Origin of the sequence: Allobosea sp. TND4EK4 (genome assembly GCF_900156025.1) — a bacterium.
Lineage (GTDB): Bacteria > Pseudomonadota > Alphaproteobacteria > Rhizobiales > Beijerinckiaceae > Allobosea.
In genome coordinates this window covers 74,135-90,104 of the sequence record NZ_FTMO01000012.1, presented here as the reverse complement: position 1 = coordinate 90,104, position 15,970 = coordinate 74,135, and the positions used below count along the sequence as shown (strand labels likewise).

17 protein-coding genes are annotated in these 15,970 nt (G+C 67.3%); 12 read left to right on the top strand and 5 right to left on the bottom strand.

Annotated elements, in window-relative coordinates; all coding sequences use genetic code 11:
• Positions 1-1,286: hypothetical protein (locus tag BW981_RS16960; RefSeq protein ID WP_139333815.1), on the bottom strand; the 1,286-nt coding region annotated here is incomplete at its 3' end.
• A 255-nt stretch (positions 1,287-1,541) separates the two neighbouring features.
• A complete protein-coding gene (rmuC, locus tag BW981_RS16955; RefSeq protein WP_076441345.1) occupies positions 1,542-2,720 on the bottom strand; it encodes a DNA recombination protein RmuC in 1,179 nt (392 codons plus the stop codon).
• 113 nt (positions 2,721-2,833) lie between these two features.
• Between rmuC and def the strand changes: the two genes are divergently transcribed.
• From def to truA, 3 genes are all read left to right on the top strand, one after another.
• A complete protein-coding gene (gene def / locus BW981_RS16950) occupies positions 2,834-3,367 on the top strand; it encodes a peptide deformylase (RefSeq protein WP_076441343.1) in 534 nt (177 codons plus the stop codon).
• Positions 3,368-3,516: 149 nt separating this feature from the next.
• Positions 3,517-4,446 (top strand): methionyl-tRNA formyltransferase, encoded by a 930-nt coding sequence (fmt, locus tag BW981_RS16945; RefSeq protein ID WP_076441341.1) that lies wholly within the window; start codon positions 3,517-3,519, stop codon positions 4,444-4,446.
• On the top strand, positions 4,446-5,186 hold the full coding sequence (gene truA, locus BW981_RS16940) for a tRNA pseudouridine(38-40) synthase TruA (protein ID WP_076441339.1): 741 nt from the start codon (positions 4,446-4,448) through the stop codon (positions 5,184-5,186). Before fmt ends, truA begins: the two co-directional genes overlap by 1 nt.
• 7 nt (positions 5,187-5,193) lie before the next feature.
• On the opposite strand, the gene BW981_RS16935 is transcribed toward truA, so the two are convergent.
• From BW981_RS16935 to BW981_RS16925, 3 genes are all read right to left on the bottom strand, one after another.
• The gene (locus BW981_RS16935; RefSeq protein ID WP_076441337.1) at positions 5,194-5,718 is read right to left on the bottom strand and encodes a hypothetical protein; all 525 of its coding nucleotides are present in this window, start codon (positions 5,716-5,718) and stop codon (positions 5,194-5,196) included.
• A 115-nt stretch (positions 5,719-5,833) separates the two neighbouring features.
• Positions 5,834-7,042, bottom strand: coding sequence for a succinyl-diaminopimelate desuccinylase (dapE, locus tag BW981_RS16930; protein ID WP_076441335.1), 1,209 nt, complete (start codon positions 7,040-7,042; stop codon positions 5,834-5,836).
• Positions 7,039-7,470: a DUF805 domain-containing protein gene (locus BW981_RS16925; RefSeq protein ID WP_076441333.1), complete on the bottom strand. Its 432-nt coding sequence runs from the start codon at positions 7,468-7,470 to the stop codon at positions 7,039-7,041. Before BW981_RS16925 ends, dapE begins: the two co-directional genes overlap by 4 nt.
• Before the next feature lie 225 nt (positions 7,471-7,695).
• On the opposite strand from BW981_RS16925, the gene BW981_RS16920 reads away from it, so the two are divergent.
• The 9 genes from BW981_RS16920 (at position 7,696) to BW981_RS16880 (ending at position 15,889) form a co-directional block, all read left to right on the top strand.
• A complete protein-coding gene (locus tag BW981_RS16920; protein WP_076441331.1) occupies positions 7,696-8,310 on the top strand; it encodes a ribonuclease D in 615 nt (204 codons plus the stop codon).
• 123 nt (positions 8,311-8,433) lie between these two features.
• Positions 8,434-9,204: an LPS export ABC transporter periplasmic protein LptC gene (lptC, locus tag BW981_RS16915; protein WP_175624161.1), complete on the top strand. Its 771-nt coding sequence runs from the start codon at positions 8,434-8,436 to the stop codon at positions 9,202-9,204.
• Between the two features lies 1 nt (position 9,205).
• A complete protein-coding gene (locus tag BW981_RS16910) occupies positions 9,206-9,931 on the top strand; it encodes an LptA/OstA family protein (protein ID WP_244560355.1) in 726 nt (241 codons plus the stop codon).
• A gap of 66 nt (positions 9,932-9,997) precedes the next feature.
• Positions 9,998-10,873, top strand: a complete 876-nt coding sequence (gene lptB / locus BW981_RS16905; RefSeq protein WP_076441328.1) for an LPS export ABC transporter ATP-binding protein — start codon at positions 9,998-10,000, stop codon at positions 10,871-10,873.
• 163 nt (positions 10,874-11,036) lie between these two features.
• Entirely contained in the window at positions 11,037-12,566 is a 1,530-nt protein-coding gene (gene rpoN / locus BW981_RS16900) for an RNA polymerase factor sigma-54 (protein WP_076441361.1), read from the top strand.
• Between the two features lie 129 nt (positions 12,567-12,695).
• On the top strand, positions 12,696-13,280 hold the full coding sequence (gene raiA, locus BW981_RS16895) for a ribosome hibernation-promoting factor, HPF/YfiA family (protein WP_076441326.1): 585 nt from the start codon (positions 12,696-12,698) through the stop codon (positions 13,278-13,280).
• A 77-nt stretch (positions 13,281-13,357) separates the two neighbouring features.
• Positions 13,358-13,819, top strand: a complete 462-nt coding sequence (gene ptsN, locus BW981_RS16890) for a PTS IIA-like nitrogen regulatory protein PtsN (RefSeq protein ID WP_076441324.1) — start codon at positions 13,358-13,360, stop codon at positions 13,817-13,819.
• Positions 13,820-13,952: 133 nt separating this feature from the next.
• Entirely contained in the window at positions 13,953-15,569 is a 1,617-nt protein-coding gene (locus BW981_RS16885) for a fumarate hydratase (RefSeq protein WP_076441323.1), read from the top strand.
• The gene (locus tag BW981_RS16880; protein ID WP_076441321.1) at positions 15,566-15,889 is read left to right on the top strand and encodes a hypothetical protein; all 324 of its coding nucleotides are present in this window, start codon (positions 15,566-15,568) and stop codon (positions 15,887-15,889) included. The genes BW981_RS16885 and BW981_RS16880 overlap by 4 nt, the downstream gene beginning before the upstream one ends.
• Positions 15,890-15,970 lie beyond the last annotated feature (81 nt).

The window sequence follows — 15,970 nt, the reverse complement described above, 5'->3', positions numbered from 1 at the left end:
GCCGCAGCCGAAACGACATCCCCCACATCCGACACCACAGCCTCCATCGACTGCGCGCGCGCAAGACGCGCCGCAGAAGCGGTGCGCTCCTGCTCTTCGAGAGCATGGATGCGCTTGAGGTTCGCCTCGAAGTCACCGAGCGCGTGGCTGATCGCGTCGATCTCGACCATGCCGACCCTGGCGGGGATGCGCGCGTCCTCCGCGCCCGACAGCATCAGCCCGACGGAGTCGGCGAGCTGACCGAGTGGACGCACGACGCCGCGATGGAAGAGCAGGAGGATCCCGATGACGATACCGGTCACGGCAAGGATGGCGACCAGCGACAGAGCGAGCTGCCAGCCGGCCCGCGTCAGGCCGGCATCGATCTCCACGCGCGCCTGTTCGAAGGCCGCGTCGCGCATCTGCAGGATGGTCGCCAGGGATTTTTGGGTCCAGGCGCGCCAGTCGGCCAGGGTCATGCCCGGCGCTGTACCGTCGCGGGCGGCCTGATACATGGCCTGATAGGTCTTGCCCTCTTCCTCCCGGAAACCCGTCTGCACCGTCCCCAGCGCGGCTTTCAACTGCGGCGACATCTCCATCTTCGCGACGGCCTGGTCGATCAGCACCCAGAGTTGCTCGATGCGGCCACTGAAGCGGTCCACCTGCGAGACCGCCGCCGGCGTCATCTTGGTGCCGCTGCCGACGTATTGGGTAAAATGAACCGACCGGCTGCCGGCCGCTTCGCGAATCGTCGTGGCAAATTCGCCGAGCGAGACCGTGTTGCTCAGCTCGGGGTTGATCTCGCTGATGCGGGAGCCGATTTGGCGCTGCAGCGCGGTCTGCTGGTTGAGCAGTTCGAGCACCGTTGCACCGAATTGCTGCGAGACCTTCGGATCGCGCTGCTGCAGGGCCTTGGCGCCCTCCGCCATGGCGATCCGGCGTGCCTCTTCCAGGCGGGGGGCGATCTGTGCCACCGGGCCGGCGAATTCCGGATGCCTCGCGAAGCTCGTCTCGGCGACGGCCTGCTGCATCTCGGCGATGCGCGCGTTCGTCCCTTGCGCCGACTGGATCGCGGTAGCCGCGATCTTGCCATCGGGATCGGCCGACAGGACGACCTGGGTCACGCCGCCGCGCTCGATCGCGGCGCGCTCGATCACCCGGCTGATCGCTTCGGACGCAACCACCAGACTGCGAGCCTCTCGGGCGGTCGACAGCGCCTGCATCTGCTGGTAGGCGACATAGCCGCTGGCAAGGATCGCCACGGCACCCGCAGCGATCGTGCACAGCAGGAAATGGGTAACGCGCATCTTCATCCTGTTCCCCGGCTGCTCCAGCGTTAAGTCAGATGACCGAACGCATGATCTCCCGACCGGCGGCTCTACCGGGCATGACACCGGCAACTTAGACGGGCACGGTTAACAGCGGATTGCCCGGCAGATCGTCTCGCAAGATAAGTCGCGTCCTGCCGGTCATTTCGTCAGGATCCGCCATCGCCGGCTCTTCCATTCCCGCCCGCCGGGAGGGCCGCGGTCCATCGGGGGGAGAGGGATGCTTCTCGCCGCTCATTCCGCCGCGGTCTTGAGGTGCGGTCCCTTGGCAAAAGGCAGCTTCGGTTCCGCATCGTCGAATTCCAGCGCGCCGATCCGTTCCGCACGGCTGGTGACCTTGCCGGCCGAGGTCTTGATCTGGCCGACATCCTCCTGGGCCTGCCGGAAGTGCAGGTCGAGCTTGTCGACGCGATCGCCGAGCCTGCGAACGTCGTCGAGCAGCTTGCCGACCTCGGTCTGGATGACGCGCGCCTCTTCCCGCATGCGGGCATCGCGCACCAGCGACTGCATCAGCTGGATCGCCAAGGCCAGCAGGGACGGCGAGACGATCATGATCCGGGCCCGGTGCGCCCGCTGCACGACATCGTCGAAATGCTCGTGCAGATCGGCATAGATCGATTCGGAGGGCACGAAGAGCAGGGCGAGGTCCTGGGTCTCGCCCGGCAGGAAATAGCGCTCGGAGATGTCCTTCACATGCACGCCGACATCGCTGCGCACGCGCTGGCCGGCCGCCTTCTTCGCCTCTTCGCCGCGCGCCTCGCGCAGCAGGGTGAAGCTCTCCAGCGGGAACTTCGCGTCGATGACGAGCCCGCGCCCGTCGCCCGGCAGCGTCACCAGGCAGTCCGGGCGCTTGCCGTTCGAAAGCTGCGGCTGGAAAGCGTAGAAGGCCGCGGGCAGCCCGTCGCGGATGATCGCCTCCATCCTGCCCTGGCCGTAGGCGCCGCGCGCCTGCTTGTTGGAGAGGACATCCTTCAGCGTCACCACTTCCGAGGTGAGGTCGGTCAGGTTCTTCTGCGCCGCGTCGATGACGGCCAGCCGCTCCTGGAGCTTGCCGAGGCTTTCCGTGGTCTGCTGGACATTGCGTTCCAGCCCCGCCCCGACCTGCTGGCGCAGCCCGTCCATGCGATCGGCGACGAGGCGCGCCAGGTCGCCCTGCCGGGTCGACAGGATCTCGGCCATGGATTGCAGCCGGCCGGAGAGTTCGGCCTGGGCGCGGTTCATCTCCGCCACCTTGTCGTCCATTTCCCGCGCCCGCTCGGCCGCCATGGCGGCCTCGATCGCGCGGCTGCGCCCGCCCCGCCAGGCGGCGAGCGTCGTGAGCGCCAGCAGCGTCGTCGCGATGGTCGCGAAGCCGAGTGCGGCCTGCGTCCAGCTGACGGGGTGCTCGAGCAGCGTGAAGGCGATGGCGTCCATACCGGCACGCTAGCTTATTTTCAGGCGATTTGCGAACGAAAGCGGAACAGTTTGACCGCTTGCCCACAAATGCTTATGTCGCCGGCTGTTCAGCCTCATCCGCGCGGAAAACCATGGCCATTCGCCCGCTCGTCATCCTGCCCGACGCCCAGCTCCGCCTCGTCTCGAAGCCGGTGGAAACCGTGACGCCCGCGATCAGGGCGCTGGTCGATGACATGTTCGAGACGATGTACGACGCGCCGGGCATCGGCCTGGCCGCGATCCAGATCGGGGAGCCGGTCCGGATCGTCACGATCGACCTGTCGAAGCCGGCGCCGGAAGGCGAGGCCCCGGTGCCGAAAGAGCCGCGGGTTTTCATCAACCCGGAAGTGACCTGGTCGTCCGATGAGCTGGATTTCTATGAGGAAGGCTGCCTCTCGATCCCGGAATATTACGAAGAGGTCGAGCGCCCGGCGCGCGTGAAGGTCCGCTTCATGGATCTGGACGGCAAGACGCAGGAGATCGAGGCCGACGGGCTGCTGGCCACCTGCCTGCAGCACGAGATCGACCATCTGAACGGCGTCCTGTTCATCGACCATCTCTCCCGCTTGAAGCGCGAGCGGGTCACCAAGAGATTCGCCAAGGCGGCCAAGCGTTCGGCTGCATGACAACGTCCAAGCCGCGCTCGCTGCCCCGGACCCGATGGAGCGCGGATTCAGCATTCCTGCCGAAGCACCGGCAAGAACTTTCAGGGATCGTTGCCGGGCCTTGCGTCGGCCAACCGGAATGCTCTCTGTGACGGAGACAATGTGAGCGTATGAGTTTGCGCGTCATCTTCATGGGTACGCCCGATTTCGCGGTCCCGGTGCTGACGGAGATCGTCGGCCAGGGGCACGAGGTCGTCGCCTGCTACTCCCGCGCTCCGGCGCAGGCGGGCCGCGGGCTGGAGCTGAAGCCCTCGCCGGTCCACAAGGCGGCGGAGCGCTTCGGAATTCCGGTCTTCACACCTGCCACGCTGAAGACGGCAGAGGCGGCCGACCTCATCGCCTCGCACGAGGCCGATGTCGCCGTCGTCGTCGCCTATGGCATGATCCTGCCGCAGGCGATCCTCGACCTGCCGGAATTGGGCTGCCTCAACCTGCACGCCTCGCTGTTGCCGCGCTGGCGCGGCGCCGCGCCGATCCAGCGCGCAATCATGGCCGGAGACGCCGAGAGCGGTGTCTGCGTCATGAAGATGGAGGCAGGTCTCGATACCGGCCCGGTCGGCATGGTGGAAAAGCTCGCCATCGGCCCGGACATGACGGCGGGCGAACTGCACGATCGGCTCAGCCTCCTTGGCGCAGACCTGATGGTGCGCGCCCTGGCCGCGCTCGGGCGCGGTGGCCTGCAGTTCACCCCGCAGGCCGAGGAGGGCGTGACCTACGCCGCCAAGATCGCCAATGCCGAGGCCAAGCTGAGCTGGGCGCGGCCGGCAAAGCAGGTCCACGACCTCGTGCGGGGGCTTTCGCCCTTCCCCGGAGCCTTCGCCGAGATCGATCGCGGCAAGGGACCGGAACGGCTCAAGGTGCTGCGCACGGCGCTGGCCGGCGGCGCGGCCGAGCCCGGCACGCTGCTCGATGCCGAGGGCACGGTCGCCTGCGCAGAAGGCGCGGTGAAGCTGCTGCAGGTCCAGCGCGCCGGCAAGGCGCCGATGAGTGGGGCGGAGTTCCTGCGCGGCGCCCGGCTCGGCGCGGGCGACAGGCTCTGATGCCGCGCTACAAGCTGGTCATCGAATATGACGGCACGCCGTTTTCCGGCTGGCAGCGCCAGACCAACGGCCCGTCCGTGCAGCAAAGCGTCGAGGAGGCGGTGGAAGCCTTCTGCGGCCACCCGGTCCGGCTGCATTGCGCGGGCCGCACCGATGCCGGCGTCCATGCGACCCATCAGGTCGCTCATGTCGATCTCGACAGGGAATGGCGCACGGATGTTGTGCGTGACGCGGCCAACGCCCGGCTGAAGTCGCAGGTGCCGGTCAGCGTCGTGAGCGCCGAGCAGGTGCCGGGCGATTTCGATGCCCGCATCTCTGCCCGGCGCCGCTACTACATCTACCGCATCCTCGACCGGCGCGCGCCGCCGGCGCTCGACCGCGGACGGGTCTGGCACGTTCCGGTCAAGCTCGATCACGAGGCGATGGACCGTTCGGCCAAGGCGCTGCTCGGCCATCACGACTTCACCACCTTCCGCGCCGCGGAATGCCAGGCCAACAGCCCGCTGCGGACGCTCGACCGGCTGGACGTGGTGCGTGAGGGGGCGGAGGTGGTGGTCTACACCCATGCCCGCTCCTTCCTTCACCATCAGGTCCGTTCGATCGTCGGCAGCCTGAAGATGGTCGGCATGGGGCGCTGGCCGGAGTCGAAGATCGGGCAGATTCTCGCCGCTCGCGAGCGTTCGCAATGCGCGGCGCTGGCGCCGTCCTGTGGGCTCTATCTGGCCGGCGTGGACTACTGACGCCGCTTCAGGCGAGCCCGAACAGACGCACGACGCCGTAGTCGAGCACGACGCTGGACAGGACCAGGAGCAGCGGGGCCGCCCCGCTGCCGAAGGCGGCCTGCCCGACGGCATAGCGAAGCCGCAGCACGACGACGCCGAACGCGGCGAACTGGAGCAGCGCGAGTTCCGGCGTCGACCAGCCCAGCGCGAAGACCGCGGCGGGCAGCGCCATCAGGCTGGCCGAGACGATGCCGGCCCAGTTCCAGGCGATGACGAAGCAAGTGAAGCGGGTCTGGCGCGCCAGCTCCGGCCTGAGCGCGACCAGGAAGGCCGGAACGATCAGGATGGCGAGCAGCAGGGAGCCGATCACGGCTGCGGCCAGCAGAGGGGACGTAAACAGCCCCGCTGCGTTCGAGAGCCCCGAGAAGAGCCGCGCTGCGGCGAGCAGCGCCACCGTTGCCGGCAGCATCAGGACGAAGGCGAGGAAGGAGCGCCAGAAGCCGTCGCGGGTCAGGTCGAGCTCGGGCAGGGCCTTGGCGCCCTCGCTCATCAGACGCCAGGATCCGCGCAGCGATCTTGCAATGTCTTCGGCCGCCAATCCCATGGCCGCATAGCTCCCATTAGACTTTCGTCTAACAGGGATGATGCCTCACACTTCCGCGCTGTCAAGCCTGATGTTGCGCTGCAAAATAGGTGCCCAGAAGCCGCTGCGTGATCCGCGTCAGGGCGTCGAGATCGGCCACCGCCACGCATTCGTCGACCTGATGCATCGTCTTGCCGACGACGCCGTATTCGACCACCGGGCAATAGCTCTTGATGAAGCGCGCATCCGAGGTGCCGCCCGTGGTCGAGAGAGCGGGGCGTTTGCCCGTCTCCGCCGCGACGGCGTTCACCACCATCTCGACGAAGGGCCCCGGCTGGGTCAGGAAGGCGACGGCGTTCGTCGGCTGGAAGGTCACCTCGTAGCGGACCGTATTGCCGGCCGCCTCGCGCAGGCGCCTGTCGATCTCTGCGGCCAGCGTGTCCGGCGTCCAGAGGTCGTTGAAGCGGATGTTGAACACCGCCTTGGCTTGCGCCGGGATGATGTTGCTCGCCGGGTTGCCGACATCGAGCGTCGTCATTTCGAGATTGCTCGCGTCGAAATGCGCCGTGCCGGCATCGAGCGGGGTCGCGTCCAGCGCCGCGAGCAGGCGGACGATGCCCCGGATCGGGTTCTCCGCCAGATGCGGATAGCCGACATGCCCCTGCTTGCCGTGGACGGTGACCTGCCCGGTGAGCGAACCGCGCCGGCCGATCTTGATCATGTCGCTCATCGCGGCCGGATTGGTCGGCTCGCCCAGCAGGCAATGGTCGAAGCGCTCGCCGCGCTCATGCGCCCATTGCAGCAGCTTGACCGTGCCGTTGACGGCCGGCCCTTCCTCGTCGCCGGTGATCAGGAAGGCAATGGAGCCGGGCGCCTGCGGGTTCTCCCGGCGATAGCGGACGGCGGCCGCGATCATGCTGGCAAGACCGCCCTTCATGTCGCAGGCGCCGCGGCCGTAGAGCTGCCCGTCCCCGATCGCGCCGCCGAAGGGCGCCCTCGTCCAGGCGGCCTCGTCGCCGACCGGCACGACGTCGCTGTGGCCGGCGATCACGAAGACCGGCGCCTCGCTGCCGATGCGGGCATAGAGGTTCTCGACATCGGGCGTGCCGGGCTCGCTGAAGACCGGCCGGTGTACCGCATAGCCTTCGCGCTCCAGCAGAGCGGCGATCAAGGCCAGCGCGCCCCCCTCGGTCGGCGTCACCGAGGGGCAGCGCACCAGCGCCTGCGTCAGCGCGACCGGGTCGGCGGGGTCGATGTCGAGGGCGGAAGGGGCGGTCGTGAGGCTCGTCATTCCGCCGCTTTAGCACCGGCGGGCGCGGCCGCAAGCGCCGGTGCGTCCGAGCGTGCCGAAGGCATCAGCCCGAGATCGATCAGTGCCACGACCCAGGCGATCGTGACGATCGCTTCCAGCGAAGGGCGCCAGCCGATCGACAGGAGTGGCCGCGCCTGCTCGGGCAGCACGATCGCGCAGACGAGCAGGATGCCGAACAGGGATGAGCCGCCGCGGTCGACGGCCCGCTTGGCCGCGAGTGCCGCGAGCGGAAACAGGGCGAAGGCATTGGCGAAGGCGATCACGAACTGGGCGTTGGAGCGGTCCAGGAGGGCCGGCGCGACGCGCTGGACCGCGAACATCGCCACCGCCACCGCGATGCTGCCGGCCCAGAAGGCGCGCAGGCCGATCCGGCCGTCGAAGTCGCAGAAGAGGCGAAGCAGGGACATGGGCATTCTCCGATGCCGTCCTTGTCGCATGTGTTAACGAAAGGTTGAAGCTTATGGTGAATAGAAGGTTAACGTGTCGCCCGGCACCTGTGCCGCATCGAAAATGGCTTGAAGGAGGCGTTGGCCTCCGCTAGCTGCGCAATGCGGGCCGGTTCCGGCCCGGCTCCCGCGCCGAGCAGCGTTTTTCAGGGCGGGCCGTTCTGCGGTCCGCATGAGGTTTCGAGCATGACCATCCGATTTCATCGCGGCGACCTGCCGGACGGCTATGACGCCGGAGCGAGCGTTGCGATCGACACCGAGACTCTCGGCCTCAATCCGCACCGCGACCGGCTCTGCGTGGTCCAGCTGTCGCGCGGCGATGGCACGGCCGATGTCGTGCAGATCCCCAAGGACGGTGCGCGGCCCGAGAACCTGATCCGCCTGCTGGAAGATCCGTCGGTGCTGAAGCTCTTCCACTTCGCCCGCTTCGACGTCGCGGTGCTGCGCCACGCCTTCGGCGTCGTCACGACCCCGGTCTACTGCACCAAGATCGCCTCGAAGCTGACCCGGACCTATACCGACCGCCACGGTCTCAAGGATCTGGTCCGCGAACTCCTCGGGGTCGAGCTTTCCAAGCAGCAGCAATCCTCCGATTGGGGCGCCGAGACGCTGAGCGAGGCCCAGCTGACTTACGCCGCCTCCGACGTGCTGCACCTGCACGCTCTGCATCGGAAGCTCGAGGCGATGCTGGCTCGCGAGGGCCGCGGCCATCTCGCCAAGGCCTGCTTCGATTTCCTGCCTGCCCGCGCCGAGCTCGACCTCGCCGGCTGGGAGGAAGCGGATATCTTTGCTCACACTTGACAATTTCGAAGGTATTCGACGTCAGTCTGCCCATCGGCGAGCGGCGCGGGGGCGCGATGCGGTTCGTCCGGCGACAAAAAAAAGCCGTGAGCGACTGCCATTGCGCGGGGCATGACATTGGCGATGAGTTTTTCCGATCCGGTCCCTGATCTGGCCGCGCATCTGCGCCGGCGTCAGGCCGCTTTCGCGTCGGCGCGGCGCCACACGCGCCTCGTCCACCTGCTGCGCCGGACGATCCCCGTGGTGGCTGTGCTGGCGGTGGGCGGCCTGGTCGTCGTGCCCTTCCTGAACCCGCTGCGCGGCAAGCTCGCCAATGTCTCGGTGGGCGCAGTCGGGATCACCGGCGGGAAGGTCCGGATGGAGACGCCGAAGCTCTCCGGCTACCGCAAGGACAACAAGCCTTACCAGGTGACGGCGGAGAACGCCTTCCAGGAGATCAAGAACCCGACGCAGATCGAATTGCAGACCCTGACAGCCCGCATCCAGATGGAACGCGAGGGCTGGGTCACGGTCAATGCCAGGACCGGCCTGTTCGATACGCAGAAGGAAAAGCTCAAGCTCGTCGACGACGTGAAGATCCGTACCGAGACCGGTCACGACATGGCGATGCGGACCGCCGATGTCGACTTCAAGAGCGGTACGGTGGTTTCAAAGGAGCCGGTGACGGTCCATATGGACCAGACGACGGTTGACGCCGACTCGCTCGACGTAAAGAACAACGGTGAACTCATCGCGTTCGAAGGACGGGTGCGGGTGCTGATCAAGAACGCGCCGGCCGGCACCCTCGCCGGGCCGGAGCGCGAGGGCAGCACGCCGATGCCGGACTTGCTGAAGGCGAACCGGAACGCACCGGCGGGCTCTGAGGGGCAGCCCGGCAACGAGAAGAGGCCGTGAGATGAGCATGCCCGCCCGGACATCCCGTTTCGCCGGCGCCTGTGGCGCCGCGCTGCTGGTCGCTGCCAGCCTCGTCTCGCTTGCCGCGCCCGAGGCGGCCTTCGCCCAGGGCCGCCAGAAATCGACCGGCAGTTCCTCGGGGCTCGGCGGCCTCGGCGGCGACAGCAAGGAGCCGATCAAGATCGACGCCGACAAGCTCGATGTGCTCGACAAGGAAAACAAGGCCGTCTTCACCGGTAACGTCGTGGCGGTGCAGGGCGAGACCACCGTTCGCTGCACGATCATGACCGTGCTCTATGAAGGCCGCGGCGGGCAGGGCGGCGCCAACGGCGCCAAGCCTGCGGCCGCCACCCCGGCGCCCGCGCCTGCGGCCGGCGCGCCGAACTCCAATGATTCCTCGATAAAGAAGATTCTCTGCAAGGGGCCGGTCACCGTCGTCTCGAAGACGCAGGCCGCAACCTCCGACAATGCCGAGTTCGACCGCGCTAACAATGTCGTGATCATGACCGGCAATGTCGCGCTCAACGACGGGCCGAACATCACCCGCGGCGAGAAGCTGACCTACAACACCATCACCGGCATCGCCAATGTCGAGACCGGCAAGGGCGGGCGCGTGCAGGGCTTCTTCGTTCCGAACGCGGCCGACGCGAACAAGAACGACGCCAAGACCGGCAGGCCCGCCGCCGGCGCCAGCCCGGCTCCCGGCGCCAAGCCGTCGACGAACTGACCGTCCTCGATCCGAACGAGCACCGTGACCGTTTCCGCGCCCCCGCCTGGCATCGGCCAGCCCCAGATGCGACCCCGGCCGAATGGCGCTCCGCGACCGGCCAGAAAGCCACCGGCGAAGGCACCGGGCCTGTTTTTGCGCCTGGGTGGCTTTTTCAGCGGCGGGCCGGCGAGACCCCGGCCGGGTGACGCGCGCGCGATCGCGGCTGCAATCGGCGGACCCGGCATCCTCGCGGTCTCCGGCCTGCGCAAGAGCTATGGCGGACGCACCGTCGTCTCCGACGCGACCATCGGCCTCCGCCAGGGCGAGGCGGTCGGTCTGCTGGGCCCGAACGGCGCCGGCAAGACCACGATCTTCTACATGATCACCGGGCTGGTCGGTGCCGATCTCGGTGTGATCTCGCTCGAAGGCAACGACATCACCGGGCTGCCGATGTATCAGCGCGCCCGGCTCGGCATCGGCTACCTGCCGCAGGAAGCCTCGATCTTCCGCGGCCTCTCGGTCGAGAACAACATCAGGGCCGTGCTGGAGGTGGTCGAGCCCGACCGCAAGGCGCGCGAGCGCCAGCTCGACCAGTTGCTGGAAGAGTTCAGCATCGCCCGGCTGCGCAAGGCGCCCTCGATCGCGCTCTCCGGCGGCGAGCGCCGCCGCTGCGAGATCGCCCGTGCGCTCGCCGGGAAGCCCTCCTTCATCCTGCTGGACGAGCCTTTCGCCGGCATCGATCCCATCGCCGTCGGCGACATCCAGGCGCTGGTTCGGCAGCTGACCGACCGCGGCATCGGCGTGCTGATCACCGACCACAACGTCCGCGAGACGCTTGGCCTCGTCGATCGCGCCTACATCATCCACTCCGGGCGCGTCCTGACCGAAGGTTCCCCGGCCGAGATCATCGCCAATCCGGATGTGCGCCGCGTCTATCTCGGCGAGGATTTCCGGCTCTGATCTCCGATCGATATATCGCAATTGCGAGATGATGACGCGGTGCGTTAACCTGCCTGCCTGTTTCGGCGGCAAGGGCTTTGACGCGGCGCGAAACGAAGGCTAGTCTCCAGCCTCGAAGCAAGAAGCGTGCCGGACGGTGCGCGTGCAGAAGGGCCTTTGGCGCATGGCAATGATGCCGCGCATGGAGCTGCGCCAGGGGCAGTCCCTGGTGATGACGCCGCAACTGCTGCAGGCGATCAAGCTCCTCCAGCTCTCGCATCTCGAACTGCAGAATTTCGTCGAGACGGAGCTGGAGCGAAACCCGCTGCTCGAGCGCGACGAGGCGGGTGACGGGCCCTTCGCAGCCGAGGCATCGAACGGCCCGCTCGCCACTGATGCCGAGAGCTTCGCGAAGGCGGAAAGTCTCAACACGCTGGAGGGGATGGAGTCGCGGCTCGGCACCGGGCTCGACAACGTCTTTTCCCCAGAGCAGCCGAGCGCCGCCCGGGTCGAAGCGGCCGGGCCCGACAGCCTGCCCATCGTCGGCGGCAGCTACGGTTCCTCGGGCGGCTCCTTCGACGAGGGCCCCGAGGGATTTGAAAGCGGGCTGAGCGTCGAGCTCTCGTTGCACGACCATCTTCAGGCTCAGCTCGATCTCGCCGTGACCGACCCGGCCGGCCGCCTCATCGGCCGCCATCTCATCGACGCTGTCGACGACGCTGGCTACCTTTGCGAGCCTGTCGCGGACATCGCGGCCCGCCTCGGCGTCACCGAGGAGCGGGTGGAAGCGGTGCTGCGTGTCGTCCAAGCCTTCGACCCGAGCGGCATCGCGGCGCGCGATGTCGCCGAGTGCCTTGCGATCCAGCTGCGCGATCGAGACCGCTTCGATCCGGCCATGCAGATGCTGGTTGCAAACCTGCCGCTCGTGGCGAAGCGTGATTTCGCGGCGCTCAAGCGCCTCTGCGGCGTCGATGACGAGGACGTCGCCGACATGGTCGCCGAGATCAGGCGCCTCGACCCCAAGCCCGGCCGTGCCTTCGGCGGCTCGGCCGCCGAGACGGTCATTCCGGACGTCTTCATCCGGGCCGCGCCGGATGGCTCCTGGCTCGTCGATCTCAACCCCGAGACGCTGCCGCGCCTGCTCGTCAACCAGACCTACCACGCCCGGGTGACCAAGGCGGCGCGCAACGACGAGGAGAAGAGCTTCATCGCCGAGTGCCTCCAGACGGCGAACTGGCTGACGCGCTCGCTCGAGCAGCGCGCCCGCACCATCCTGAAGGTCGCCAGCGAGATCGTGCGCCAGCAGGACGGTTTCTTCGCCCACGGCGTGGAGCATCTGCGCCCGCTGAACCTCAAGACGGTTGCCGACGCCATCGGCATGCATGAATCGACGGTCTCGCGCGTCACATCCAACAAATATCTGACCTGTGCGCGCGGCGTTTTCGAGATGAAGTACTTCTTCTCCGCCGCCATCGCCGCGACCGGTTATGGCGAGGCGCATTCGGCCGAGGCGGTGCGTTTCCGCATCAAGCAGATGATCGACGAGGAAATCCCCTCCGACGTGCTCTCCGACGATGCCATCGTCGCCAGGCTCAAATCAGGGGGCATCGAGATAGCCCGTCGCACTGTCGCGAAATATCGGGAATCACTGAAGATTCCGTCCTCCATGGAGCGTCGCCGCGAGAAGGTCGCGATGGCCCATGCGGGGCGCTAGTGCGGCTTTGTTCCAAAGGGCCGCGCAGACCCGCCATGTTTGAGCGGGCGCATTGACAGAGCGGACTCGCAGTTCTTAGCTCCTCTCTGATGGCCGCTCACTGGCCATGACTGAAAGGGGAAGCACTCCATGAGCTTGCGAATCTCCGGCAAGAATCTCGACGTCGGCGAGGCCCTGCGCGGCCAGGCCGAGACGCGGGTCGCTGCTGCCGTCTCCAAATATTACGAGGGGGGGTATCAGGGCCACGTCACGGTCGACAAGGACGGCCCGGCCTTCCGCACCGACACAGTGATTCACCTGTCCTCGGGCATCACGCTGGAAGCCTCAGCCACCGCCCACGATGCCTATGCCAGCCTGGACAAGATGGCCGAGCGCATCGAGAAGCGGCTGCGGCGCTACAAGCGCAGGCTGAAGGACCGTTCCTCCGGCACCGGCCGGGATGGTGGGATCGAAATCCCCAGCTATGTGATCGCGGCCCCAGACGAAGATATCGAGGAGATCGAGGCCGATTCGGCCGGCGACAATCCGGTGATCGTGGCGGAATCGACCAAATCGCTGCACAGCATGACGGTGAGCGATGCCGTTGCCGAACTGGACATGACCGGAGCGCCGGTGATCATCTTCCGCCACGCTGGCAATGGCCGCATGAACGTCGTATATCGCCGCCGCGACGGCAATATCGGCTGGATCGACCCGCCGGCATCGCTGTCCTGAGACCGGTGGACGACACGGCCGGCTGACCGATCCTGACCCGTGCCGACGCCCGGCACGGGACATGCATGGACTGGCTAATGACGTTGACGGATCTCCTCAGCCCGCAAGCGGTGATTTCCCCGCTGCGGGCAAACAGCAAGAAGCAGGCGCTGCTGGAACTCTCCCAGCACGCCGCGTTGCTGACCGGTCTTCCCGAGCGCGAACTCTACGAGTCGCTGCTCCAGCGCGAGCGCCTCGGTTCGACCGGCATCGGCGACGGCATCGCCATTCCCCATGGGCGCATGCCCGGGATCGGCCGCCTCGTCGGCCTCTTCGCCCGGCTCGACAAGCCGATCGACTTCGAGTCGCTGGACGGGCAGCCCGTCGATATCGTTTTCGTGCTGATCGCGCCGGAGGGTGCCGGCGCCGACCACCTCAAGGCGCTGGCCCGGGTGGCGCGGGTGTTGCGCAACCAGACGGTGCTGGAGCAGATCCGCAAGATCCGCGATCCCGAGATGATCTACGCGCTGCTGGCGGAGTCGGCCGCGCAGGCCGCCTGAGCCGGCGTCCAGTTTGAAGCTGGACTGATGAAAGATGGCTTGGATGCGCGCCTGCGAGGGGCTATGACCCCGGCCTGACGGCGCCGCCCGGCTCTCGGCCGGACACGGCGCGCCCGCTCCGGAGCCGCTGATCATGGCCTATACGCATGTCGATCTCTTCCCCCTCGGCGAGGACACGACGCCCTACCGCAGCCTCGGCAGCGAGGGCGTCAGCGTCGAGACGCTCGGCGATCGCGAGGTCCTGAGCGTCTCCCGCGAGGCGATCCGCAGGCTCTCCGAACAGGCCTTCATCGACATCAACCACCTGCTCCGGCCGGGCCATCTCGCACAGCTCGCCAAGATCCTCGACGATCCCGAGGCGACCTCGAACGACAAGTTCGTCGCCTATGACCTGTTGAAGAATGCCGGGATTTCGGCCGGCGGTGTCCTGCCGATGTGCCAGGACACCGGCACCGCCATCATCATGGGCAAGAAGGGCCGCAAGGTCTGGACGGAAGGGCAGGACGAGGCCGCGCTGGGCGAGGGCGTCTACGACGCCTATCTCAAGCGCAATCTGCGCTATTCCCAGGTCGCGCCGCTCTCGATGTTCGAGGAGAAGAACACGGCGACCAACCTGCCGGCCCAGATCGACATCTATGCCGAGGGGGAGGACGCCTACAAGTTTCTCTTCGTCGCCAAGGGCGGCGGCTCGGCCAACAAGACCTTCCTTTTCCAGGCGACGCCTTCGCTGCTGACGAAGGAGCGGATGATCGCCTTCCTGAAGGAGAAGATCCTGACGCTCGGCACGGCGGCCTGCCCGCCCTACCATCTCGCGATCGTCATCGGCGGCACCTCGGCCGAGCAGAACCTGAAGACGGTCAAGCTCGCCTCGACCAAGTATCTCGACGCCCTGCCGACGCAAGGGTCGCCCTCGGGCCATGCCTTCCGCGACCTGGAGATGGAAGCCGAGATCCACAAGCTGACGCAGTCGCTCGGCGTCGGCGCGCAGTTCGGCGGCAAGTATTTCTGCCATGACGTGCGCGTGATCCGCCTGCCGCGCCACGGCGCCTCGCTGCCGATCGGGCTCGGCGTCTCCTGCTCGGCCGACCGCCAGGCCAAGGGCAAGATCACCAGGGACGGCATCTTCCTGGAGGCGCTGGAGACCGATCCGTCGAAGTACCTGCCCGAAGTCGAGGATGCCTCCCTCGGCGGCGATGTCGTCGCGATCGACCTCAACCGGCCGATGAGCGAGATTCTCGCCACACTCTCCCGCTACCCGGTGAAGACGCGGCTGTCGCTGACCGGCACCATCATCGTCGCGCGCGACGCTGCCCATGCGAAGATTCGCGAGCGGCTGGAGCGCGGCGAGGGGATGCCGGACTACTTCAAGAACCACCCGGTCTACTATGCCGGCCCGGCCAAGACGCCGGATGGCTTCGCTTCCGGCTCCTTCGGCCCGACCACGGCCGGCCGCATGGACTCCTTCGTCGACCAGTTCCAGGCCTTCGGCGGCTCCATGGTGATGCTGGCCAAGGGCAACCGCTCGGCCGCGGTGCGGGAGGCCTGCCACAAGCATGGCGGGTTCTATCTCGGCTCGATCGGCGGCCCTGCCGCCCGGCTGGCCCAGGACTGCATCCGCAAGGTCGAGGTGCTCGAATATCCCGAGCTCGGCATGGAGGCGGTCTGGCGGATCGAGGTCGAGGATTTCCCCGCCTTCATCGTCATCGACGACAAGGGCAACGATTTCTTCAAGGAGTTGAACCTCGGATGAGGCTCGTCGTGTCCCTCGCGCTGCTGCTCCTGGCAGCCCCGGCGCTCGCGCAGCAGCCGCGCCCGGCGACTTGCCCGCGGGATCTCTTCCAGAACGAAGCGGCCCTGCGCGTGCAGCAGACGCGGCTCGCCGGCGTCGCCAATGCCGACCAGGCGACCCAGTGCAAGGCCTATCGCGAGCATGTCGGCTTCCTGCAGAAGTCGCGGTCGGTCTTCGCGACCTGCCAGGGGGGCGCGGAGCGCGAGCGCAACGTCGCCGAGATGGATGGGGAGTTGAAGGACTACCGCGCCCTCATCGCCAATCGCTGCGGCGGGCGGTGAGACGCCGTTATGGCGGGAGCGCAGCGACGACTTGATCCAGTGAGTTGGTTGAACGCGTCGCTCCCGTCCCTCTGGATGGCT